The organism is Lacisediminihabitans profunda, from assembly GCF_008040105.1.
Taxonomy (GTDB): Bacteria; Actinomycetota; Actinomycetes; order Actinomycetales; family Microbacteriaceae; genus Lacisediminihabitans; species Lacisediminihabitans profunda.
In genome coordinates this window covers 433,794-454,590 of record NZ_VRMG01000008.1, presented here as the reverse complement: position 1 = coordinate 454,590, position 20,797 = coordinate 433,794, and the positions used below count along the sequence as shown (strand labels likewise).

The window sequence follows — 20,797 nt, the reverse complement described above, 5'->3', positions numbered from 1 at the left end:
GTGCTGCACGCAGGTTCTAGGCCTCGAAGGGACGGTGGGCAATGCAGCACTCGCTGGCGCTTCATCCCGGTCAGGGGCCGATCCGATCGGCGACCTACCTGCCGGCCGATCCGTCGGCGGTGCTCTGGGGGCGCCTTCCGTGCGCGACCGACAGCCCGGTGCTGACCATCGATGCCGGAACCGAGGTGACGATCGACACCATCAGTCACGAGGGCGTGCTCGAAGACCAGGGGCGGGATCCGGTCGCATTCTTCGGGGGCTTCGGCGTGCGGCGCGAGGACGTGCTCCTGGACGCGATCGCGCTCGCCGCGTCCGATCGTCCGCGGGATCCGACAATCGACGGTCCGCACGTCGTGACCGGCCCCATCCACGTGCGCGGAGCCGTGCCGGGAGACCTGCTCGCGATCACCGTGCTCGAGACCCTGCCGCGGGTGCCATACGGCGTGGTGTCGAACCGGCACGGCCGGGGGGCCCTGCCCGGCGAGTACCCTCTCGACGCCGGCACCGTCAGCGTGTTCGCCGCGGTCGACGGCGAGCACGGCACCCTGCCGCGAGTGCTCGGCGGGGCGCACTCGGTGAGGTTTCCGCTCGCGCCCTTCCTCGGCATCATGGGCGTGGCGGTGGCCGGAGGCTCGCGGCCGCACTCGGTGCCGCCTGGCGCGCACGGCGGCAACATCGACATCAACCTGCTCACCGTCGGCAGCACCCTCTACCTGCCCGTGCAGGTGGCCGGGGCCCTCGCCTACGTCGGAGACCCGCACTTCGCGCAGGGTGACGGCGAGGTGGCGCTCACCGCCATGGAGGCGTCGCTGCGGGCCACCCTGCGGTTCGATGTGCTCTCCGAGGCGGACGCGCTCGAGCAGTTCGGCCGCCAGGTGGGCCCGCTCGCCGAGACGGCTGATTTGCTGATACCGACGGGTCTAAGCCCCGATCTGGACGAAGCGGTGCAGAATTGCGTGCGGGCCGCTATCGGCCTGCTGCAGGCGCGATACGGCATGGATGCTGCCCACGCCTACGCCTACCTGAGTGCAGCAACCGACTTCAACATTTCCCAAGTGGTCGATCTCGTCAAGGGTGCGCACGCGCGCATCAGAAAGGGAGATTTTCATGACTGACGTGCGAGTTTCCATCCCCAGCGACGCCGAGGAGCCCAGCGGTCTGCTCGACGCCTTCTGGGACTACGAGCGAGCCCTCACCGAAAACGACGTCGACGCTCTCGACGCGCTCTTCGCCCCCGGTCCTGACACCCTTCGCGGCGACGCCGGCGGCCTGCTCGTCGGGCACGACGCGATCGCCGCCTTCCGCCGCGGTCGGCCGGCGGCGCCGAAACGGGACATCCTCGAGGTGCGCGTGCTGCCGGTCGGCGACGACGCCGCCCTCGTCGTGGCCGTCACGGCCCCGGCCGACGGCGGTCGCGGCCAGCAGACCCAGTTGTGGACGCGCCTGAATGACGAGTGGCTCATCCAGGCGGCCCAGGTCAGCGTGCCCGCGCCGGCCATCGCGGCCAGCACCTGGCGGATCGTCGGCGACCCGCTCGTCGAGGGTGCGGCATCCGGTCCGCTCTCGGGCCACCGGGTGGCCGTCAAGGACCTCTTCGACGTCGTCGGCTTCCCCGTGGGCGCCGGCGTGCCCCACTACCTGGCCGAGAGCCCGCGTGTCGTCAGCAATGCCACCGCCGTGACCGCACTCCTGGCCGCCGGGGCGAGCGTGCAGGGCATCGCCCGCACCGATGAATTCGCCTACAGCCTCTCCGGACTCAACGCCCACTACGGCGCCCCGCAGAACCCTGCGGTGGTCGGAGCGATCCCCGGCGGATCGTCGAGCGGCCCGGCGACCGCGGTGTCGAACGGCCAGTCGTCGATCGGCCTCGGCACGGACACGGGCGGCTCGATCCGGGTTCCCGCCTCCTACCAGGGCCTCTGGGGCCTGCGCAGCACCCACGGCTCGGTGAGCCGGGACGGCCTGCTCGGGCTGTCGCCAACCTTCGACACGGTCGGCTGGCTCACCCGGGACGGCGCGACGCTGCGGGCCGCCGCCTCGGCCTCCCTCGCCGGGGCGCAGCGGGTCTCGGCCGAGTCGCGCTTCGCGGTGGCCCCGAGTCTGACCGCCGTCGCGGACGAGGGGGTGCGCACGGCCTTCGAGGCAGCGCTTGCCGCACTCGCCGCCGCCGACTTCACCGACGACATCCTGTCGATCGAGTTGCCGGACTCCGACGACCTGCTCGAGATCTTCCGCACGGTGCAGGCCGCTGAGGCCTGGCACACCCACGGCGCGTGGATCGAGGCGCACCCCGGCGCGCTCGGCGACGACGTCGCCGAGCGATTCGCCTTCGCGAAGTCGATCGACGCCGAGACCGAGGAGTTCGCCCGCCAGGCCCTCGGGCTCGCGCGGGAGCGCATCGACTCCGTGCTCGGCGACCGGATTCTGCTGCTGCCGTCCGCGTCATCCGCCGCCCCGCTCGTGGACGCGGATGCCGGGGAACTCGAGCAGGCCAGGTCGAGCACGCTCCGCCTCACCTGCATCGCGGGTCTCGCCGGGCGCCCGGCGCTCAGCGTTCCCGTGCTCACGGTCGGCTCGCCGACCTCGTCGGCCGCGCCGGTGGGACTCGGTCTGGTCGGCCCGCTGCACAGCGACCTGTCGCTGATCGACGTGGGGGTCGCGCTCGCGCTCAGCCTCGGCTAGCCCCGCCACTGTGCGGCACGCGCTTGCCCCTGGCACGCGTTGTGCAGGACGGCTCCGCCGTGCACGGGTGCCCGCTCCGCAGACACCAGTTATGCAGGACGCGTTGTGCAGGACGGCTCCGCCTTCCACGGGGCCCGACCCCGCAGACTCCAGTTGTGCAGGACGGGTTGTGCAGGACGGCAGGACGGGTTGTGCAAGACGCCTCGGGCGGATAGCGAGGACGATCGGTGCAGAACCGACGGGCGCGTCCTGCAGACCGGGACCCTTCGGGGTGCCACCCCTGCCGTGTCCTGCATGAACTGTCCTGCACAAGCTGTCCTGCATAACCAGAGTCTGTGGGGCAGGCACCCACGCCACCGGAGCCCGTCCTGCAGAACGCGGCCCGACCGACGCGGGCGGCACAACTAGGCGGCACAACTAGCGGGAGAAGATCGCCGAACCGCTCTCCAGGTCGATCGGCAGCGAGGTGTGCTCGTGCACGACCCTCCAGGCGCCGTCCTTCCTCTGCAGACCGATGCTCAGACGGTTGGTCATGGCACGCTGACGTTCGCCGGTCGCGGAGATCCCCGTGAAGGTCACTGCCGCGTGCCCGAAGGCCACGTCGTCCCCGATCGTCGACCGGAGATCGGCGAAGCCGACCTCGACCGTCTCGTCGCCGAGCGACTCGAACCAGCCGGTGGCCATCGCGCGCCATTCGTCGATTCCGGAGTACTGCCACTGCCCCCACGAATCGAAGATGTGCACGTCGTCGTCGTAGAGCGCGGCGAACGCGTCGACGTCTTTGGCGTTGACCGCGGCGGCGTAGGCGGCCAGGGTGCGGCCGACCGGGGTGTCCTCGATGCTCATGCCGACACCATACTCCGACGCCGACCGTCGCGAGGAAACGTCGCGTAGTCCGCGGTCAGTCGGCCGCCGAGCGGTGTCCGGACCGCGCCGCACCCGACGGCAGCGCGGCGATCGCGGCGGTCAGCGCCGCACGGTGCTCGCGCAGTCGAGTGACCGACCATGGGCCGTCGCTCGCGGCCGCGCGCAGCGCGGGGCTGGCCATGAACCAGGAGGTGACGAGGCCGAGGACGAGCGCGAGGGTATCGACGGCGCCGGCGTCCCCGAGCGCCGCGAGCGCGGCCACCTTCGCGGCGTAGGCGGCGGTCTCGACGGTAGTCGCCTCGGCGCGCTCGAGCTGGGCCCACACCGACAGGCGGCCGAGCAGCGGGTGGGCGACGATGAAGTCGAAGAGCCTGCCGCCGTAGCCGGGGAGGTCGTCGGCGGTGAACGGCACCTCGACCTCGAGCTGGGCGATGGTCTGCTCGATCACGATGTCGAACAGCGTCTCCTTGGGCCCGAAATGCACGTAGATCGAGCGCTTGTTGGCGCTGGCGCTCTCCGCGATGCGGTCCACCCGGGCGCCGGCCAGCCCGTACTCGGCGAACTCGGCGTGGGCGGCGGCGAGAATTCGGCGTTTGGTCTCGGTGGCGTCGGGCGGCATGCCCTCATCCTATAAGGTAACCAACCAGATATTGACGAACCGGCCGGGCTGTGTCAGGGTAGGTAATAATCCGGATAGTTACCTACCCGTCCGGTCCCCTCCCTCCCCACAAAAGGACACCACATGGCCAGGAAAGTCGCTCTCGTCACCGGAGCATCGTCGGGAATCGGCGAGGTCAGCGCCCGCCACCTGAACGAACTCGGCTACATCGTCTACGCGGCGGCGAGGCGCACCGAGCGGATGAGCGGGCTCGCCGCGCTGGGCATCCGCCCCGTGGCCGTGGATGTGACGGTCGACGCCTCGATGGTCGCGCTGGTGAACGAGATCGTCGCCGAGGCCGGCCGCATCGACGTGCTCGTCAACAACGCCGGCTACGGCTCGTACGGCGCGCTGGAGGACGTTCCGATGGCCGAGGCCCGTCGCCAGTTCGACGTGAACGTCTTCGGGTTGGCCAGGCTCACCCAGCTCGTGCTGCCGCACATGCGGGCGCAGAAGGACGGCTACATCGTGAACATCTCCTCGATGGGCGGAAAGATCTGGGAGCCGCTCGGGAGCTGGTACCACGCCACCAAGTTCGCGGTCGAGGGACTCAGCGACAGCCTCCGGGTGGAGGTGGCCCCGTTCGGCATCAAGGTGGTGATCATCGAGCCGGGAATCATCCGCAGCGAGTGGGCCGCGATCTCCGCCGACGGCCTCGAGGCGATCTCGGCCGGGACCGTCTACAACGAACAGGCGAGGGGGATTGTCCGCACGTTCCGCACGGCCAACGACGGTCGGCTCGCATCGGATCCGATCGTCGTGGCGAAGGCCATCGGCCGGGCGGTGCAGAGCAGGAGACCGCGCACCCGGTACGCGGTCGGTGGCGGCGCGGCACCCATCATCCTGCTCCGGCGGGTGCTCGGCGACCGGGGGTTCGACCGCTTCATCGCGCGCACCCTCGCGAGCGACTGAGCGCGCTTTTCGAAACCCGGCCCGCACCTCGGCGGCTCCCGTGAGGTGCCTACTTTTGTCGCTTCGGCCACACTCTCTGCGACAAAAACGGGCACCTCATGGCGGCCGGTTCCCCGGAACGGGGAACGCGGACGCCGGAACGCCGGAACGCGCGGACCCCAGAGGGAGTGGGGCGCCGGGAGCAGGGCGCTCAAGCTCAAGGGTCATGGAGCCGAGGGGTAGGGCGGCACGGCCGAATGGCGCGACAGATCAACATACTGGCCGCACTTCTCGCGGGCGTGCGGATCGTCGCCGGGGGAGTACCGCGGACCGCACTGCTGAGCGCGCTTTTCGAAATCCGGCTGAAACATCCGTTCCGTAGAATCAGGATCTGAAACAGCTGACTCACGTTGCGGAAGGGCCCACAGTGTCGCACCAGATCAACCCCCCGCAGCGCCTGCTCATGGGGCCGGGCCCGATCAACGCCGACCCGCGCGTGCTGCGCGCCATGTCCGCGCAACTCGTCGGGCAGTACGACCCGGCGATGACCGCGTATATGAACGAGACGATGGAGCTCTACCGGGGAGTCTTCCGCACCGCGAACGCCGCCACCCTCGTCGTCGACGGCACCTCCCGCGCCGGCATCGAGGCCGCCCTCGTCTCCCTCATCGAGCCGGGCGACCGGGTGCTCGTTCCCGTCTTCGGGCGATTCGGGCACCTGCTGCGCGAGATCGCCGAGAGGTGCGGGGCGGAGGTGCACGTGGTCGAACGGGAGTGGGGCACCGTGTTCACCCCGGCCGAGATCGAGCGGGCGATCGTCGAGACGAGGCCGAAGCTCGTCGCGATCGTGCACGGAGACACGTCGACGACTCTCGCCCAGCCGCTCGACGAGCTCGGGGCCCTCTGCGACAAGCACGGCGCGCTCCTGTACACGGATGCCACAGCATCCCTCGGCGGCAACCTCTTCGAGGTGGACGCCTGGGGCATCGACGTCGCCACGGCCGGGCTGCAGAAGTGCCTCGCCGGGCCGTCGGGCAGCGCCCCGATAACCCTCTCGGAGCGCGCGGTCGGGGTGGTGAACGCGCGCAAGAGCATCGAGGCGGGCATCCGCTCGGTCGGCGACGCCGTGAGCGCGAGCCCGATCCGCTCCAACTACTTCGACCTCGCGATGATCCTCGACTACTGGGGGCCCAAGCGGCTCAATCACCACACCGAGGCGACGACGATGCTCTACGGCGCCCGCGAGTGCGCCCGGCTGCTCGTGGAGGAGGGGATGCCCGAGGCGGTGGAGCGCCATCGGCTGCACGGCTCCGCGATGGTCGCCGGGCTGGTGGGCCTCGGGCTCGAGCTCTTCGGCGACCAGGGCGTGCGGATGAACAACGTGGTCGGGGTGGAGATCCCAGCCGGCATCGACGGTGACGCCGCCCGGGCCGCCCTGCTCGCCGACTACGGCATCGAGATCGGCACCTCGTTCGGGCCGCTGCACGGGCGGGTCTGGCGCATCGGAACCATGGGCTACAACGCGCGCCGGGACACGGTGCTCACCACCCTCGCGGCGCTCGAGCAGGTGCTGCGCCGCGGCGGCGTGCCCGTGACGGCCGGCGGCGGCGTCGGAGCGGCAATCGACTTCTACGGCGAGCGATGACGCTCACCACCGCCCAGCTCGCGACGGCCCAGGTCATCCTCGACCGCTGCGACGCGCTCGCGACGCACAGCTCCAGTCAGACCGGCATCGAACGCGTCTACCTCTCCCCGGAGCATCGGGCCGTCAACGAACTCGCGGCCGAGTGGATGCGCGAGGCCGGTCTCGCCCCCTGGCAGGATGCGGCGGGAAACCTCTGCGGCCGGCTCGAGGGCTCGAGCCCCGGACTCCCCGCGCTGCTGCTCGGCTCCCACCTCGACACCGTGCCGGGCGCCGGGCGCTACGACGGCATCCTCGGTGTGCTCGCGGCGATCGCCGTCGTCTCGCGTGTGCCGGCCGGCGAGTTGCCGTTCGCCCTGGAGATCGTGGCGTTCGGCGACGAGGAGGGCACGCGCTTCGGCGCCACCCTGCTCGGCTCCCGCGCCCTCGCCGGAACCTGGCGCCCGGAATGGACTGGGCTCGTGGACAAGGATGGCATCAGCCTCGGCGACGCGGCGACCGCGTTCGGCCTCGATCCGGACCGCCTCGGGGACGCGGCCCGCGACCCGGCCTCCCTGGTCGGCTACCTCGAGGCGCACATCGAGCAGGGGCCGCTGCTCGAGGACGCCGGGCGAGCCCTCGGCGTCGTCACCTCGATCGCGGCCGCGCGCCGGCTGCTCGTGACCCTCACCGGCGAGGCCCGGCACTGCGCAACCCCGTGGATCCTCCGCCACGACGCTCTGCTCGGGGCGAGCGAGGCGATCCTCGCCATCGAGCGCATCGCCCGCGAGAATGGCAGCCCGGCCACCGTCGGGCACATCTCCGTGCAGCCGGATGCGGTGAACGTGATTCCGGGCACCGCCGAGTTCAGCCTCGACCTGCGCGACGAGTCGGCCGAGGGCCGGGACCTCACCTGGCTCGCCATCCTGGCCGAGATCGAGCGCATCGCCGCCGACCGCGGCCTGGGCGTCGCCGTCGCCGAGGCCCACACGGCCCCGGCCGTTCAGTGCGCCGCCGAGTTGCGCGAGGCGATCCGCGCCGGAATCCGTTGGACGGGTGACGCCGACCCCCTCGAGCTGCACAGCATCGCCGGTCACGACGCGATGGCTATCGCCGCCGTCACGGAGGTCGGCATGCTCTTCGTGCGCTGCCGGGGAGGCATCAGCCACCACGCCGACGAGTCGGTGCTGCTCGAGGATGTCGCGTTGGCCGTGGACGCGCTGCAGGCGGCCGTTCTCGCTCGGGCGGCCCGGGCGTGACGCCGGGACTCCTCGCCCGAATCGAGCGGGGCTACGACGAGCTGTCCCCGCAGGAGCGGCGCGCCGCCGACTTCCTGCGCGACCATCTCGCCGACCTCGCCTTCTACAACGCCACCGAGGTCGCGCGCCTCAGCGGGGTGTCGAAGGCCACCATCAGCCGGCTCTACCGCCGACTCGGGTTCGGCAGTGCCGAGGAGCTGCGGGACCACGTGCGCGGCCTGCGGGCGGCTGGCACACCGATCGCGCCGGACGCCCCGCTGAGCTTCACCGCTCACCTCGACCGGGAGCTGGCCAACCTGCGCTCGGCGCTCGCCTCGCCGCAGCTCGAGCCGGCGGCGGCCCTCATCGCGGCGGCCACGCGAGTGCTCGTGATCGGCCTCCGCAACAGCTACCCGGTGGCGCTGCACCTGCGTCAGCAGCTCGCTCAGGCGCGCGATAGGGTGGAGCTCGCGCCGCTGCCCGGCCAGTCCCTGGGCGAGGAACTCGTCTCCCTGGCGCCGGACGACGTTGTGGTCCTCGTGGGGTTCCGCCGCCGGCCCGAGGCGTTCGCCCGGCTCGTCGCGGCGGTGTTGTCAGGGCCGGCCCGCTCGGTGCTGCTCACGGACTCCACCGGCCGCCGATTCGCCTCCGAGGTCGATCACCTCCTCGAATGCCCGGTCGACAGCGTTTCGGCCTTCGACAGCTACGCGGCGGCGGCGAGCCTGGTGAGTGTGTTGTCGGCGGCGGTGCTCGCTGCTCGGCCGCGCGAGGGACGCGACCGGATCGCCGGGATCGGCGCGGCCTACGATCGGCTCGGCGAGCTCGAAGGGGCGTGAGGGAGGTCAGGCCCGGTCGATGTCGCGGCCGTCGAAGAGGTCGCCGCACTCCACCTCGGTCACGTCGTGCGCCACGAGGTAGGAGCGCGCGCCCCGGTCGCCCCTGAGCTCGGCGCCCACCGCGGCCCAGTGCGCTCGCCCGATGAGCACCGGATGGCCCGGCCTGCCGTCGAAGACGGCCTGGCGCAGCGTCGAGGGCCCCGCCCCGTCAGCGAGCACCCGGAGGGCGACGACGAGCGGCAGGTCCGGCAGGTCCACGAGGGTGATGAGCGCGGCCACGGCGCCCGTCTCCGCGGCGGCGGCAAGTCCCACGCGCAGCGATTCGGCCATGCCGTCCGCCCAGCGATCGGCCACGGCCACCTCGACCCAGGAGGGCGCGAGGGGCGCCGCCTCGGCCGCGCGGGCGCCGAGGACCGCGATCACGGGATCGCAGCCGGCCGCACGCAGCAGGGTGGCCGCCCGGGCGAGCCACGGCTCGCCGTCTGCGGTGCGCAGCAACGCCTTGGGGCTGCCGATGCGCGTGCCGGCGCCCGCGGCGAGGATGACACCGGCGACTTCGGGCACTGCGGTCTCGGCCATGGGTAATGTTAGGCAGACCATGATGGAAATCCCCCTGAATGAACTCCGCGAGAGTCTCGCTGCCTGCCTCTCCGTTCAGCGCTGGATCGACGATGTCGTGCGCGAGGCCCCCTTCGACGACGTCGCCCAGCTGCTCGCCGTGGCCTACGACGCGGCCACGCCGCTGAGCCCGGTCGAGATCGACGAGGCCATCGCGCATCATCCGCGCATCGGCGAGAAGCCAGAGGGCGAGGGCGCCGCCCAGGCCTTCAGCCGCAGTGAACAGGCCGCCCTGGGCGACGACGAGAACGAGCTCGCCGCGGCGATCGCCGCCGGCAACCGGGCATACGAGGATCGGTTCGGGCGGGTCTTCATCATTCGCGCGGCCGGACGCACGCGCGCCGAGATTCTCGAAGAACTCGAGCGGCGCCTCGAACTGCCCAACAGCACGGAGCTCGAGATCGTGGGGGAGCAGCTTCGGGAGATCGCCCTCATCCGGCTGGAGAAGATCTATGGGCGTGAGCTCCCGTGAGCCACGTCACCACTCACGTTCTCGACGCGGCGCTCGGCCGACCGGCGTCGGGGGTGGCCGTATCCCTCGAGAGCGAGGGCGGCAGCCCGCTCGGCTGCGCGGTGACCGGCGCCGACGGACGGGCTGGGGAGCTCGGACCGGATGCCCTCCCGGTCGGCCGGTACCGTCTCGTCTTCGACACGGCGGCCTACTTCGCCGCCACGACCACGCCCACGTTCTACCCGCGCGTGACGATCGACTTCGACCTCGCGGATGCGTCGGCTCACTATCACGTTCCGCTGCTGCTCAGCCCGTTCGGTTACTCGACCTACCGCGGCAGCTGACCTCGGTCACCGTCTCTTCACCACCGTGAGGAGCATGACGGAGTCTTCGACGGCATCCACCGCGTGTCGCCCGTCCGGCATGATCATCAGGTCGCCGACCGACCCGTTCCAGGAGACCTCCCCGGAGCGCAGCAGCACTCGGCCGATGAGCACCTGCAGGGTCGCCTCTCCCGGGTTCTCATGCTCGGCGAGGCTCTCGCCCGCCCGCAGGGCGACGAGCGTCTGACGGAGCTGATGCTCGTGCCCGCCGAACACGGTGCTCGAGCTTCGCCCGCTCGAGGCGTCGACGGCCTGCGCCAGTTCGTGCCTCGCGAGGGCAATGAGTGAAGATTTCTGCATCTGGTCGCTCCCTTCTCCGGGTGACGCCGGAACGTCATGTTCCCAGTGTGCTCCTCCCGCGGCTCAGTAGTCGGTGCGGCCGTCCTGGGCGAGCCACGCGTCGAAAGGCTCAGGAGCGTTGTCGGGGCGCACGGCGACGACCGGCATCGGCCAGTCTGACCGGTCCCGGCTGAACAGCTCGTAGAACTCGAGGTCGTCGAATCCACCGCGCGCCGCGTCGTGGCGGTCGGCGGCAAACACGACCCGGTCGATGCGAGCCCAGAGCGCGGCCGCGAGGCAGAGCGGGCACGGTTCGCAGGAGGTGTAGAGCGTGGCGCCGGCGAGCGAGAAGTCACCGACGGCGAGGCACGCGGCGCGGATGGCCACCACCTCCGCGTGGGCGGTCGGATCGAGGGTGGCGGTCACCCGATTCTGGCCCTCGGCCAGCACAGCGCCGTCCTTCACGATCACGGCACCGAACGGACCGCCGCCGTTCGCCACGTTCTCGGTGGCGAGCTCGATCGTGCGGGCCAGCCACGCGGCGTCGGTCGGCGCCGCGGTCATGCGAGACCCGCGGATGCTCGCCAGGCCTCGTGCGCATCCGGTGCATCGTCGCGCAACACCGTCGCCTCGATGAGCCCGTACGGCCGGTCGGCGGCGAAGAAGACCTCGCCGGGGTTCTCGAGTCCGAAGGGGGAGAGGTCGACCACGAAGTGGTGCTTGTTGGGCGCGGTCAGCCGCACCTCGGCGATCGAGGGGAACGCCTCGAGCACGGCCTTGCCCATGTGCCAGAGCGTCTGCTGGAGCGCGAGCGACTGCAGCACGGCGAACTCCCTGATCATGATCGCCTTGACTCCCGCGTACACCTCGTCCCACGCCACCTCGGTGCTGGTGAACCGCCACTTGGCCACGAGGGAGGTCGCCATCACGCGGTCGTGGGTCTCCGGCAGGGTCGTGTACTCGTTGGTGAGGAAGCCGGCGAACTCGGAGCCGGTGGATTTCAGCAGCACCAGGTCCTTGAACCCGCCGATCACATACTCCCCGGTCGCATCGACGGTGACCGCCGCCGTGCGCACCTCCTGCCCGCTGCGGGTCCAGGTGTGGTCGTGCTCGACGCCGTCCACGATCGCGCGCTGCCAGGCGTACTCCTCGATCTCGATGCGGGCGCCCTCCACCGGCCCGATGTCGGTCACGAAGTGCCGGGCCAGGTCCAGGCCGAAGTGCTCCAGCGAAGAGACTCCCTTCGACCGGGCGAAGGCGTACGCGGTGTTCTTCTGCGTGTCGGTCGGCAGCACGTCGGACTGGTCGCCGACGAGGCAGGCCGGGTCGAACGGGCCGCGCAGCGCCGTCGTCACATTGAGGTCGCGGATCTCGTGCCGAGGCTTGTCGCGGTGGATGCGAACGAGCCGCGATTCGGCCTTTCCGTACTGGTGGTCGCCCAGGATTATTGCCATGCCCGATTGTGCCAAATCAATGTGACGGCGATGTTTCCCCGGCGTGCCGGCCGGGGTTCATCGGCCGGCCGCGATCAGGCGTCCGTGGGGCGTGGCGTCCGGAGCCGTGGACACCGGGTTGCCGGCGAGCCAGGTGCGCCGGACGACGCCGTGCAGGATCGCGCCGTCGTACGCGCTCACCGGGTTCCGGTGTTGAAGGGCCTCGGTGTGCACCGTGAAGGCCTCGTCCGGCGCGAAGGCGACGAGGTCGGCGGCCGCCCCCACGGCGATCCGGCCCTTGCCGGGCAGGCCGACGAGATCCGCCGGGCCGGTCGACATCCAGCCGAGCACGCGCTCGAGCGGGATGCCGCGCGCGTGCGCCTCGGTCCAGACCGCCGCGAGCCCGACCTGGAGGCCGGCGATGCCGCCCCAGGCGAGACCGAAGTCGCCGCCGTGGGCGAACTTGAGCGCCGCGGTGCTGGGGCTGTGGTCGGTGACGACGATGTCGATGTCGCCGTCGAGCAGGGCCTGCCAGAGCGCGTCGCGGTTGGCGTCGGACCGGATGGGCGGGCAGCACTTGAACTGCGTGGCGGCATCCGGGATCCGCTCGGCAGCGAACGTCAGGTAGTGCGGGCAGGTCTCCACCGTGATCGGCAGGCCGTCGGCCCGGGCGGCGCGCAGGGCGGGAAGGGCCAGCGCGGAGGAGAGGTGCAGGATGTGCGCGCGGGCGCCGGTGCGCCGCACCCCGGCGATCACCCGCTCGATCGCCGTGGTCTCCGCCTCGTCCGGCCGGGAGTCGACGAACCGGCCGTAGCCGACCCCTCCCGAGTTCGCGTGCGCGTCGAGCACGGCCGGGTCCTCGGCGTGCACGATCAGCAGGCCGCCGAACTCCGCGATCTCCTCGAGGGCTGTCTCGAGCTGGGCGGCGTCGAGGTGCTCGAACTCGTCGACGCCCGAGGGGGCGAGGAAGGCCTTGAAGCCGAACACGCCGGCGTGGTGCAGGCGCTCGAGGGTTCCGAGGTTCTGCGGCACGGCGCCGCCCCAGAAGCCGACGTCCACCATCGCCTGCGACGCGGCCGAGGCCCGCTTGGTCGCGAGCGCCTCGACCGTGACGGTGGCCGGGATGCTGTTGAGCGGCATGTCGATGATCGTCGTGACGCCGCCGGCGGCCGCGGCCCTGGTCGCCGAGGCGAAGCCCTCCCATTCGGTGCGCCCCGGTTCGTTGACGTGCACGTGCGAGTCGACGAGTCCGGGGATGAGCACCTCGTCGTCGGCGAGGGCGATGACGTCCATGCCCTCGAGCGGAGACGCGCTGATCGCGGTGATCCGGCCTCCCGAGACGCCGATGTCCGCGGGGCGGAACCGCCCGTCGACGAGCACGGAGGCGGCCCTCAGGACGAGGTCGAATCGGCGTGCCGGGGGCATCGTTTCATTATCCCGGACTCGGGCGCCCCGTCGGTTCAACCCACGTTCACGAACCGTTCCCTCGTTAGCCTTGCGTCGAGAACCAGCGTTCTCTAGGATGGGAGAACCAGCCGAGAACGAGCGTTCTCGGGACTCTACGAAGGGACCAGCATGTCGTACATCACCGTCGGCCAGGAGAACTCCACAGACATCGAGCTGTACTACGAGGACCACGGGTCTGGACAGCCGGTCGTGCTCATCCACGGCTATCCGCTCGACGGACACTCCTGGGAGCGCCAGACGAAGGCTCTCCTCGCCGCCGGCTACCGAGTGATCGCCTATGACCGACGCGGCTTCGGGCAGTCCAGCCAGCCGACCGTGGGCTACGACTACGACACCTTCGCCGCCGACCTCGACGCCGTGCTGACGACCCTCGACCTCACGGATGTCGTGCTCGTCGGATTCTCGATGGGCACCGGCGAACTGGCCCGCTACGTGGCCAACCACGGCGCCGACCGGGTGGCGAAGCTCGCCTTCCTCGCCTCCCTCGAGCCGTTCCTGCTGCAGACCGACGACAACCCGACCGGCGTTCCCCGCGAGGTCTTCGACGGCATCGCCGAGGCGGCATCCGCCGACCGCTTCGCCTGGTTCACCGGCTTCTACCAGAACTTCTACAACCTCGACGAGAACCTCGGCAGCCGCATCAGCGAGGAGGCCGTGCGCAACAGCTGGAACGTCGCCGCGTCGAGCGCCGCCATCGTCGCCGCCGGGGTCGTGCCGAGTTGGATCGAGGACTTCCGCGGCGACGTGGCGAAGGTGCGCGCCTCGGGCACGCCCAGCCTCATCCTGCACGGCACGAAGGACCGGATCCTGCCGATCGACGCGTCGGGCCGCGAGTTCCACCGCGTCTTCCCCGAGGCCGAGTACGTGGAGGTCGACGGGGCCCCGCACGGCCTGCTCTGGACCCACACCGACGAGGTGAACGCCGCGCTGCTGGCCTTCCTCGCCAGGTAGCTCGTCGCCGCATCCCTCGCGGTGGCCCCGGCGGCGGGGGGAAGGCTGCTCGCGGAGGGGGTTAGGACGCCCTCCGCAAGCCCATTTCCCCGCCGCGAGGCGCGCTTCTCCCTGCTCGAGGGCGGCCTAGGCTGGGGCAATGACCCTGCTGGAGTGCCCGAAGCTCATGGAGTACGGGCCGTGCGGCGGGGTCAGGTTCGACGGCAGCTGCGAGGTATCACCGCACCCGTGCGTGTTCCTCGAGACGCCGACCGCGCGCTGGCACGGGGGCGGGGCTCCCGGCCCGTCGGTGGCGCGGCAGTCCGAGGGTGCCGTGCGGATGCGCGGGCTGCTCTCTACCCGCCAGATCGTGGTCGCCGACTTTCCGGCACGGGCGCTGGATGCTCGCTCGATCACCGAGTGCGCGGCGGCGCTGACCGGTCGGGTGGATGCCGTGCTCGCCGGGGACGCCGGGACCGCGCGCGTGCAGTACTCGCCCTCGTATCGCGCCCACCTCATCCGGAGCTCCGGACTCGACGTCTGGACCGGCCTCAACTGCCGGGACCGCAACCGAGTGGCGATGGAGGGCGAACTCGCCGGCCTCGCCCACGTCGGCGTGTCCGGGGTGCACTGCGTCACCGGCGACCACACCCTCACCGGGTCGCGGCCCGACGCCCGGCCGGTGTTCGACCTCGACTCCACGGAGGCGGCCGCGCTCGCCCGCGCGAACGGGCACCTCGTCTCGGTCGCGGAGTCGCCGGCCGCCCCGCCGGTGGATCGCCGCCCCTCCCGGCTTCTCGAGAAGCAGCGCGCCGGAGCGGAGGTCTGCTTCGTCAACCACTGCGGAGGCGCGGCGGCCGTCGCGGCGTTCGTCGGAGCCTCGAGGGACCTCGGCGTGACGATGCGGTTCATCCCCTGCGTGCCGATCGTCGTCGACCGGGCCAGCGCGGAACTGCTGCGGAGCTTCACGACGCTCGTGCTCCCCGACGGCTACCTGGACCGCATCCTCGCCGCGCGCGACCCGTTCGCGGAGGGTGTGGCCTCCGCCGCCGACCTCGCGCGGTCCTTCCTCGCGATCGACGGGGTCGCGGGGGTGAACCTGTCCGGCGGGGCAGACCCGGGTGGCGAGGCCTGGTTCGCCGAGGCACTCGCGCGGATTTCGGATGAGTTGGAGTTGGTGCAATGAGCAACGCGATGTGGGACGAGCGGTACACGGAGGCGGCGGCCGCCGGATCGACGGTGTGGTCGAGGGGGCCGAACGCCTGGATCGAGTCGACGGTGGGCGCGCTCCCACCTGGCCGGGCGGTGGATCTCGCGGCGGGCGAGGGCAGGAACGCCCTGTGGCTCGCCTCCCTCGGCTGGCCGGTGACGGCGGTGGACTTCTCGGCGGCCGGGCTCGCGATCGGCAAGGCGCGCGCGGCGGAGCTCCGCGCCGGCACTGACGGCGTGGACACCGACATCGACTGGGTCGTCGCGGACGCGACGACCTGGGTCGCGCCGGAGCCGGTCGACCTCGTCGTGATCGCCTACCTTCAGCTCCCCGCCGAGCAACTCGCCCGGGCGGTCGCCAACGCCGCGGCGTCGCTCCGGCCGGGCGGCACCCTGGCCATGATCGGCCACGATCGCGACAATCTCAGCCGAGGCATCGGAGGTCCGCAGAACCCGCTGATCCTGCACGATGTCGCCGAGTTGCGCGCCGCGGCGGCGAGCACCGACCTCGAGGTCATCGAATGCCGCCAGGTCGAGCGGCCGGTGGATGGCGGGGTCGCCATCGACGCCATCCTGCTCGCCCGTCGACCCACCGACTAGCCGGGAAGGTGCGCGACCGTCCATCCGCCCGAGGTGGCCCGGTACTCGAGGCGGCGGCTCGCCGCCTCCTGGTCGCTCGTCCAGAACGTCATCCGGCTCGGACGAACGAGGAATCCGATCCAGTTCTCCGGCTGATCGAAGCCGGAGGGGTGGGACGCCGCGAAGGCCGCCCAGCGGGCTCGGCGCTCCTCATCCGGTGCCTGCGCGTACTCGAAGGTGTTGAGCCAGGCGAGCTGCTGCAGGTAGGGCGAACGCGACCGGTAGGCCGCCGCGATCTCCGCCGCCGGCGCCACCTCGGCCCGGCCCTGCACCACGAGCTGGCGGCTGAAACCGGGCCAGAGGAAGGCGAGCGCCACGGCGGGATTGGCGACGATGCTCGCCGCCTTGCGGGACAGCGCGTCGGTGTGGAAGTAGAAGCCCTGCCCGTCGAACTCGGTCAGCAGCACCGTGCGGGCGTCCGGTTCCCCGGACGCCGACACCGTCGCGACCGTCATCTGCGGCCGCTCTGGATCGTCGTTCGCCGGCAGCCACTCGGCCGCGAGGGCCCACGGCTCGCTCGGCTCGCTCATGGCTGGTGCCTGAACCCGGCGATCTCGGCGAGGGCCGCGACGCCGTTGGCCACCGCCCGGTCGAAGATTCGCTTGCCCGCCTCCGCGTTCGCGCCGCTCGCATCGCCGATCACGCCCACCGGGCCGAAGTCGTTGCTGAGCCAGCCGAAGCTCACCGGGCCGCCGTTGAACTTGATGTGTTCGAGGTCGGCCAGGTGGTCCGGTACCCATCGATCGGCCTGGGTCATGTCCACCAGGTCGGGCCGCAGGTGCAGGATCATCGACGTCTCGCCGTGACCGCCGTGGATGCCGAAGCCGCGTTCGTCCGGACCGTCGAAGCCATCGCCGGCGGTGATCCCGGTGCCCATGAGAAAGGTGCGCAGTCCGAAGCGGCGGCGCAGCTCACGCAGCGCCACCTGCAGCAGCGCGATGTTGCCGCCGTGCCCGTTGTAGAACACGAGAGTCTTCGCCGGGGTTGCGGCGACCGAGCGGCCGATGTCCACGACCGTCTGCATGAGCGTGTCCCAGGTGAGCCACACGGTGCCGGGCGCCCAGTGGTGCTCGTCCGACTTCGTGTAGGCGAGCGAGGGGAGCAGCCAGACATCCTGCCCGGCGGATGCCGCGGTCTCGACCACCACGCGGCCGATCATGTCGGCCATGAGGAAGTCGGTGGAGAGCGGCAGGTGCGGGCCGTGGTGCTCGATCGCCCCGGTGGGCAACACGAGGATCGAGTCGGCCGTGAGGGCGGCGGCGGCGGCCGGCCCGGAGAGGTTGACCAGGTCGCGAGAGTTCATCGCTGGTCTCCCGTCACGACGGCCGGTTCGCGCCGCAGCTTGCCCGGATTGAGCAGGCCATGCGGGTCGGTCGTCTCGGCCAGGCGCGCGGTTCGTTCGGGCTGGTAGTCCACGAACCACTGGTGCGGGTTGTGGTAGCCGACCCCGAGATCGGCCAGCCGGTCGAAGCCCGCGTAGACCTCCTCCGCGCTGGAGTAGACGCCCGCGAGCATCCCGATCGGGCGGCCCTTCTGGGCCTCGATGTGCAGCATCCCTCCCGGGTACACGGCCTGCACCTCGTCGATGCGGTCGACGAGCGCGTCGCCCGACACCTCGACGTGGAAGTAGGTGTCCGGATACGCCTTCTGCAGCCACTCGATCGGGTGGTTGTACGACATCATGCTGATCTTCATCGAGGCCTGGGCGCCCTCCCGCACGTCCTCGACGCGACCGCCGGCCGCCTCGACGAGCCTGGTCGCCTCCGCGACGGATGCGACATCGAGAATCGCCCGCAGGCTCGCCCGGTCGGCGGGGATCGCCGCATCCGTCGGCAGCGCGTTGGCGAGGGTGGCCTGGTCGGCCGACACGAGCCGGGGCGTCGGCTCGAGGTCGGCGAAGGGGCGGATCACCGCGAGCGCCTGCTCGAAGGTGTCGAAGCTCGCGAAGAAGCCACGCCAGTCCTGCAGCGGTTCGAGGGCGACCGTCGCGCGCAGGATGATGCCGGCCGTGCCGTAGTTATGGATGTACGGTTCGGCATCCGCGCCCGCCACCCGCACGATTGTCGCGTCTGGAACCGCGTGCACGACGTCGAGCGCGAGGGCGAACCCGGTGTGCAGCATGCCGTGTTTGATCGACCCGGTGCCGCCGGAGCCGCCGGAGAGGAAGCCGCCGATCGACGAGTTCGCGGTGGACGGGTACATCAGCACCTGCTGGCCCGCCCGGTTCGCGGCCTGTTCGAGCGCCGCGAGCGAGGCCCCGGCATCCGCCGTGATGAAGCCGTCCCCGACCTCCACGATCGTGCGCGCCTTGGACAGGTCGAGCACGAGTCCGCCGCTCATCGGAATGGCCTGGCCGTAGTTGCCGGTCCCCTTGCCGCGCGGGGTGATCGGCACTCCGTGACGAACCGCGGCGGCCACCACGAGGGCGGCCTGCTCGGCGGTGGTCGGCCACGCCACGAGGTCGGCGAGGCCGAGGGGCAGCTGCTCGGTGATCACGGGGGAGAGCCGGGACCCGTCCACCGACGCGCGCTCGCGCGCGACGAGTTCCGCGCTGACCCCCTTGTCGCCGAGGATGCCGCGGAGTTCGGTTTCGAGTGCCGTGAGGGTGTCGTTCATGGGGATTTCCTTTGGATCGGGCATCAGTGCATGACCATGCCGCCGGTGACGTTGATCGCCTGGCCGGTGAGGTAGTTGGCGTCCTGGGACGCGAGGAACAGGGCGACGCCCGCCACATCGGACGGCTCGCCGAGACGGCCGAGCGGGGAGTACGACGACCAGGTCTTCACGTCGTCGTCGGTGCGGGTGGCGGCGCCCATGTCGGTGAGAACGTAGCCGGGGCAGAGCGAGTTCGCTACGATGCCGTGCTCGCCCCACTCCAGCGCGGCGACGCGGGTGAGGGCGACGACGGCCGCCTTCGAGGCGGCGTAGTGGCCCTCGCCGGCCCCGCCCTTTTTCGCCGCCATGCTCGCGAGGTTGATGATCTTGCCGCCATCGCCGGCCGCGATCATCCACCGCGCGGCCACCTGCATGGTGCTGAGCATGGCCCGGGTGTTGATGGAGAACATCTCGTTCCAGTCGGCGACGGTCACCTCGAGCAACGGCAGGAGGCGCAGGATGCCGGCGCTGTTGACGAGGATGTCGATGCCGCCGAGTCCGGCGATCGCCGCCTCGGTGGCGGCCATCGTGTCCACCGGGTCGACGAGGTCGACGGAGTGGAAGCTGCCGCCGAGCGCGACGGCGAGGCGCGATCCCTCGTCGACGAGCCGGTCGAGGATCGCCACGCTCGCGCCCTCCGACGCGAATCGGCCGGCGATCGCGCCGCCGATGCCTCGTGCCCCACCGGTGACGACGACGCGCTTGCCCGCGAGCCGCCCGGTCGCCGTCACCAGTGGATCATTCATGAGGGGGTCAGAATCCGATCGTCTTGTCGATGAATTCGTTGGTGAACAGGTCGGTCGCCTTGAGGCCGGCCTTCGGGGCAGACCCGGTCTTCGTGAACAGCGGGGTGTCGATGTCGATGACCTTCTGCACCCGTGCCACGTCGAAGTCTCCGACGTAGGCGTTGTCGCCGTTCGAGGCGATCTTGAGCTTCGTCATCTGGCCGACGCCGAAGTCCGCGACCTTCTCGGAGTAGACCCAGCCGTTGTTGTAGGCCGTGACGAGGTCGGCGATGAGCTTGTTGGTGGCCGCCGGCTTCGAGATGTAGTCCACGTCGGCCTGCTGCAGCACCGGCACGAGCTTCTTGAGGCACGGGCCGAGCTTCTCGAGGTCACCGCTGCGCACCGAGACGGCCTCCGGGTAGATCGGGTAGCCGGTGTCGTTGATCAGCTGGAAGTCCACCGGCTTGCCCCACGCGCTCACCTCGTTCTGGTAGATGTACGGCTCGGCGGTGGCGAAGCCCTGCTGGCCGTCCTTGCCCTTGGCCGTGACGAACTTGGCCGGGGTGCCGTCGTAGGCGCCATCGGTCTGCGCCTCCGGGAGGATCCCCGAGCCCTGCAGGTAGCCCATGTACGCGGCACCCTGGAAGTAGCGCACGACCCCGCCGTCCGCCTTGAGCGCCTCTCCGAGGTCCTTAATGGTCTTGACCTTGGGATAGGTCGACGGGTCCCACATGATCATCTGCGGGGAGATGTTGTTCTCGGCGAAGACCGCGGTGGTCGGCAGGGTCGCCGACAGTTGCACGGCCTCGTCCGTGGAGACGTAGGCGAGGGTGATGTCCTTGTCCTTGTAGAGCTCCGAGCTCACGGTGGAGTAGCCGATGGCCGGGCCGCCCGAGCGTACCTCGACCTTGACCCCGGTGGACTTGCCGCCGGAGTAGAGGTCGCCGCTCACCGACTTCTTGTCGGCATTGATCACGGGATTCGGTCCGAGAAGCTGGTAGAGGTGGCCGTGGTCGGCCTCCGGGTTCCAGTCGGTCTGGATGATGACGGTCGCCGGGCAGACGGCGGACAGGTCGACGGCGCCTGCTGCGGCGGTCGGTGCCGAACTACTGCTGCTGGACGGGCTGCTCGCGCAACCGGCCAGGGCGATTCCCGCAGCGAACACCATGCCGACGGCGATGGTGGAGCGGACTGCTGTTCTGTGCATTGCTACTC

Annotated in this window: 23 protein-coding genes; 11 read left to right on the top strand and 12 right to left on the bottom strand. The window is 70.9% G+C overall.

Translation table 11 applies throughout. The features are described from left to right. Nucleotides 1-41: 41 nt before the first annotated feature. Both FVP33_RS13085 and FVP33_RS13080 read left to right on the top strand, forming a co-directional pair. Nucleotides 42-1,115 (top strand): acetamidase/formamidase family protein, encoded by a 1,074-nt coding sequence (locus FVP33_RS13085; protein ID WP_147784094.1) that lies wholly within the window; start codon nucleotides 42-44, stop codon nucleotides 1,113-1,115. Beyond that, on the top strand, nucleotides 1,108-2,682 hold the full coding sequence (locus FVP33_RS13080) for an AtzH-like domain-containing protein (protein ID WP_147784093.1): 1,575 nt from the start codon (nucleotides 1,108-1,110) through the stop codon (nucleotides 2,680-2,682). Before FVP33_RS13085 ends, FVP33_RS13080 begins: the two co-directional genes overlap by 8 nt. A 417-nt stretch (nucleotides 2,683-3,099) precedes the next feature. On the opposite strand, the gene FVP33_RS13075 is transcribed toward FVP33_RS13080, so the two are convergent. Next, nucleotides 3,100-3,528 carry a YybH family protein gene (locus tag FVP33_RS13075; protein WP_147784092.1) on the bottom strand — a complete coding sequence of 143 codons (429 nt, stop codon included), beginning with the start codon at nucleotides 3,526-3,528 and terminating at the stop codon, nucleotides 3,100-3,102. Nucleotides 3,529-3,583: 55 nt separating this feature from the next. Then, a complete protein-coding gene (locus tag FVP33_RS13070; RefSeq protein ID WP_147784091.1) occupies nucleotides 3,584-4,168 on the bottom strand; it encodes a TetR/AcrR family transcriptional regulator in 585 nt (194 codons plus the stop codon). Nucleotides 4,169-4,291: 123 nt separating this feature from the next. Between FVP33_RS13070 and FVP33_RS13065 the strand changes: the two genes are divergently transcribed. The 4 genes from FVP33_RS13065 to FVP33_RS13050 all read left to right on the top strand — a co-directional run bounded on the left by FVP33_RS13065 (nucleotide 4,292) and on the right by FVP33_RS13050 (nucleotide 8,793). Then, nucleotides 4,292-5,119, top strand: coding sequence for an oxidoreductase (locus tag FVP33_RS13065; protein WP_147784090.1), 828 nt, complete (start codon nucleotides 4,292-4,294; stop codon nucleotides 5,117-5,119). A gap of 406 nt (nucleotides 5,120-5,525) precedes the next feature. Beyond that, a complete protein-coding gene (locus tag FVP33_RS13060; RefSeq protein WP_425460950.1) occupies nucleotides 5,526-6,743 on the top strand; it encodes a pyridoxal-phosphate-dependent aminotransferase family protein in 1,218 nt (405 codons plus the stop codon). Continuing rightward, a complete protein-coding gene (locus tag FVP33_RS13055; RefSeq protein WP_147784089.1) occupies nucleotides 6,740-7,978 on the top strand; it encodes an allantoate amidohydrolase in 1,239 nt (412 codons plus the stop codon). The genes FVP33_RS13060 and FVP33_RS13055 overlap by 4 nt, the downstream gene beginning before the upstream one ends. Then, nucleotides 7,975-8,793 carry a MurR/RpiR family transcriptional regulator gene (locus FVP33_RS13050; protein ID WP_147784088.1) on the top strand — a complete coding sequence of 273 codons (819 nt, stop codon included), beginning with the start codon at nucleotides 7,975-7,977 and terminating at the stop codon, nucleotides 8,791-8,793. Before FVP33_RS13055 ends, FVP33_RS13050 begins: the two co-directional genes overlap by 4 nt. Nucleotides 8,794-8,799: 6 nt before the next feature. On the opposite strand, the gene FVP33_RS13045 is transcribed toward FVP33_RS13050, so the two are convergent. Further along, the gene (locus tag FVP33_RS13045) at nucleotides 8,800-9,372 is read right to left on the bottom strand and encodes a nucleotidyltransferase family protein (protein WP_147784087.1); all 573 of its coding nucleotides are present in this window, start codon (nucleotides 9,370-9,372) and stop codon (nucleotides 8,800-8,802) included. A 19-nt stretch (nucleotides 9,373-9,391) separates the two neighbouring features. Between FVP33_RS13045 and uraD the strand changes: the two genes are divergently transcribed. Beyond that, nucleotides 9,392-9,883, top strand: a complete 492-nt coding sequence (uraD, locus tag FVP33_RS13040; protein WP_147784086.1) for a 2-oxo-4-hydroxy-4-carboxy-5-ureidoimidazoline decarboxylase — start codon at nucleotides 9,392-9,394, stop codon at nucleotides 9,881-9,883. Further along, a complete protein-coding gene (uraH, locus tag FVP33_RS13035; protein ID WP_147784085.1) occupies nucleotides 9,880-10,206 on the top strand; it encodes a hydroxyisourate hydrolase in 327 nt (108 codons plus the stop codon). The genes uraD and uraH overlap by 4 nt, the downstream gene beginning before the upstream one ends. Before the next feature lie 6 nt (nucleotides 10,207-10,212). Here the strand turns inward: uraH and FVP33_RS13030 are convergent, their stop codons facing one another. The 4 genes from FVP33_RS13030 to allB form a co-directional block, all read right to left on the bottom strand. Further along, nucleotides 10,213-10,545, bottom strand: a complete 333-nt coding sequence (locus FVP33_RS13030) for a cupin domain-containing protein (RefSeq protein WP_147784084.1) — start codon at nucleotides 10,543-10,545, stop codon at nucleotides 10,213-10,215. 63 nt (nucleotides 10,546-10,608) lie between these two features. Next, entirely contained in the window at nucleotides 10,609-11,088 is a 480-nt protein-coding gene (locus FVP33_RS13025) for a nucleoside deaminase (RefSeq protein ID WP_147784083.1), read from the bottom strand. Beyond that, nucleotides 11,085-11,978: a factor-independent urate hydroxylase gene (gene pucL / locus FVP33_RS13020; RefSeq protein WP_147784082.1), complete on the bottom strand. Its 894-nt coding sequence runs from the start codon at nucleotides 11,976-11,978 to the stop codon at nucleotides 11,085-11,087. The genes FVP33_RS13025 and pucL overlap by 4 nt, the downstream gene beginning before the upstream one ends. A gap of 57 nt (nucleotides 11,979-12,035) precedes the next feature. Next, on the bottom strand, nucleotides 12,036-13,382 hold the full coding sequence (gene allB, locus FVP33_RS13015; protein ID WP_147784081.1) for an allantoinase AllB: 1,347 nt from the start codon (nucleotides 13,380-13,382) through the stop codon (nucleotides 12,036-12,038). Nucleotides 13,383-13,532: 150 nt separating this feature from the next. Here allB and FVP33_RS13010 point away from each other — a divergent pair, with 150 nt between their 5' ends. The 3 genes from FVP33_RS13010 to FVP33_RS13000 all read left to right on the top strand — a co-directional run bounded on the left by FVP33_RS13010 (nucleotide 13,533) and on the right by FVP33_RS13000 (nucleotide 16,163). Beyond that, the gene (locus FVP33_RS13010; protein WP_147784080.1) at nucleotides 13,533-14,375 is read left to right on the top strand and encodes an alpha/beta fold hydrolase; all 843 of its coding nucleotides are present in this window, start codon (nucleotides 13,533-13,535) and stop codon (nucleotides 14,373-14,375) included. 139 nt (nucleotides 14,376-14,514) lie between these two features. After that, on the top strand, nucleotides 14,515-15,540 hold the full coding sequence (locus FVP33_RS13005; protein WP_147784079.1) for a methylenetetrahydrofolate reductase C-terminal domain-containing protein: 1,026 nt from the start codon (nucleotides 14,515-14,517) through the stop codon (nucleotides 15,538-15,540). Continuing rightward, nucleotides 15,537-16,163 carry a class I SAM-dependent methyltransferase gene (locus FVP33_RS13000; protein WP_147784078.1) on the top strand — a complete coding sequence of 209 codons (627 nt, stop codon included), beginning with the start codon at nucleotides 15,537-15,539 and terminating at the stop codon, nucleotides 16,161-16,163. The genes FVP33_RS13005 and FVP33_RS13000 overlap by 4 nt, the downstream gene beginning before the upstream one ends. On the opposite strand, the gene FVP33_RS12995 is transcribed toward FVP33_RS13000, so the two are convergent. Genes FVP33_RS12995 through FVP33_RS12975 form a run of 5 tightly spaced genes read right to left on the bottom strand, consistent with a single transcriptional unit; the run spans nucleotide 16,160 to nucleotide 20,789 of the window. After that, complete coding sequence (locus FVP33_RS12995) at nucleotides 16,160-16,732, bottom strand: pyridoxamine 5'-phosphate oxidase family protein (protein ID WP_147784077.1); 573 nt, start codon at nucleotides 16,730-16,732, stop codon at nucleotides 16,160-16,162. The two genes, FVP33_RS13000 and FVP33_RS12995, sit on opposite strands and share 4 nt — an antisense overlap. Then, entirely contained in the window at nucleotides 16,729-17,505 is a 777-nt protein-coding gene (locus FVP33_RS12990; RefSeq protein ID WP_147784076.1) for a creatininase family protein, read from the bottom strand. The genes FVP33_RS12995 and FVP33_RS12990 overlap by 4 nt, the downstream gene beginning before the upstream one ends. Then, complete coding sequence (locus FVP33_RS12985; RefSeq protein WP_147784075.1) at nucleotides 17,502-18,818, bottom strand: FAD-binding oxidoreductase; 1,317 nt, start codon at nucleotides 18,816-18,818, stop codon at nucleotides 17,502-17,504. The genes FVP33_RS12990 and FVP33_RS12985 overlap by 4 nt, the downstream gene beginning before the upstream one ends. 23 nt (nucleotides 18,819-18,841) lie before the next feature. Beyond that, entirely contained in the window at nucleotides 18,842-19,603 is a 762-nt protein-coding gene (locus FVP33_RS12980) for an SDR family NAD(P)-dependent oxidoreductase (protein WP_147784074.1), read from the bottom strand. A gap of 7 nt (nucleotides 19,604-19,610) precedes the next feature. Then, on the bottom strand, nucleotides 19,611-20,789 hold the full coding sequence (locus FVP33_RS12975; protein ID WP_147784073.1) for an ABC transporter substrate-binding protein: 1,179 nt from the start codon (nucleotides 20,787-20,789) through the stop codon (nucleotides 19,611-19,613). Nucleotides 20,790-20,797 lie beyond the last annotated feature (8 nt).

Coding starts and splice junctions, on each gene's coding strand:
- FVP33_RS13080 (WP_147784093.1), top strand. CDS start 1,108: ATGACTGACGTGCGAGTTTCCATCCCCAGCGACGCCGAGGAGCCCAGC.
- FVP33_RS12975 (WP_147784073.1), bottom strand. CDS start 20,789: ATGCACAGAACAGCAGTCCGCTCCACCATCGCCGTCGGCATGGTGTTC.
- pucL (WP_147784082.1), bottom strand. CDS start 11,978: ATGGCAATAATCCTGGGCGACCACCAGTACGGAAAGGCCGAATCGCGG.
- FVP33_RS13030 (WP_147784084.1), bottom strand. CDS start 10,545: ATGCAGAAATCTTCACTCATTGCCCTCGCGAGGCACGAACTGGCGCAG.
- uraD (WP_147784086.1), top strand. CDS start 9,392: ATGATGGAAATCCCCCTGAATGAACTCCGCGAGAGTCTCGCTGCCTGC.
- FVP33_RS13055 (WP_147784089.1), top strand. CDS start 6,740: ATGACGCTCACCACCGCCCAGCTCGCGACGGCCCAGGTCATCCTCGAC.
- FVP33_RS13070 (WP_147784091.1), bottom strand. CDS start 4,168: ATGCCGCCCGACGCCACCGAGACCAAACGCCGAATTCTCGCCGCCGCC.
- FVP33_RS13085 (WP_147784094.1), top strand. CDS start 42: ATGCAGCACTCGCTGGCGCTTCATCCCGGTCAGGGGCCGATCCGATCG.
- FVP33_RS12990 (WP_147784076.1), bottom strand. CDS start 17,505: ATGAACTCTCGCGACCTGGTCAACCTCTCCGGGCCGGCCGCCGCCGCC.
- FVP33_RS13065 (WP_147784090.1), top strand. CDS start 4,292: ATGGCCAGGAAAGTCGCTCTCGTCACCGGAGCATCGTCGGGAATCGGC.
- FVP33_RS12980 (WP_147784074.1), bottom strand. CDS start 19,603: ATGAATGATCCACTGGTGACGGCGACCGGGCGGCTCGCGGGCAAGCGC.
- FVP33_RS12995 (WP_147784077.1), bottom strand. CDS start 16,732: ATGAGCGAGCCGAGCGAGCCGTGGGCCCTCGCGGCCGAGTGGCTGCCG.
- FVP33_RS13005 (WP_147784079.1), top strand. CDS start 14,515: ATGACCCTGCTGGAGTGCCCGAAGCTCATGGAGTACGGGCCGTGCGGC.
- FVP33_RS13045 (WP_147784087.1), bottom strand. CDS start 9,372: ATGGCCGAGACCGCAGTGCCCGAAGTCGCCGGTGTCATCCTCGCCGCG.
- FVP33_RS13025 (WP_147784083.1), bottom strand. CDS start 11,088: ATGACCGCGGCGCCGACCGACGCCGCGTGGCTGGCCCGCACGATCGAG.
- FVP33_RS12985 (WP_147784075.1), bottom strand. CDS start 18,818: ATGAACGACACCCTCACGGCACTCGAAACCGAACTCCGCGGCATCCTC.
- allB (WP_147784081.1), bottom strand. CDS start 13,382: ATGCCCCCGGCACGCCGATTCGACCTCGTCCTGAGGGCCGCCTCCGTG.
- FVP33_RS13000 (WP_147784078.1), top strand. CDS start 15,537: ATGAGCAACGCGATGTGGGACGAGCGGTACACGGAGGCGGCGGCCGCC.
- FVP33_RS13075 (WP_147784092.1), bottom strand. CDS start 3,528: ATGAGCATCGAGGACACCCCGGTCGGCCGCACCCTGGCCGCCTACGCC.
- FVP33_RS13010 (WP_147784080.1), top strand. CDS start 13,533: ATGTCGTACATCACCGTCGGCCAGGAGAACTCCACAGACATCGAGCTG.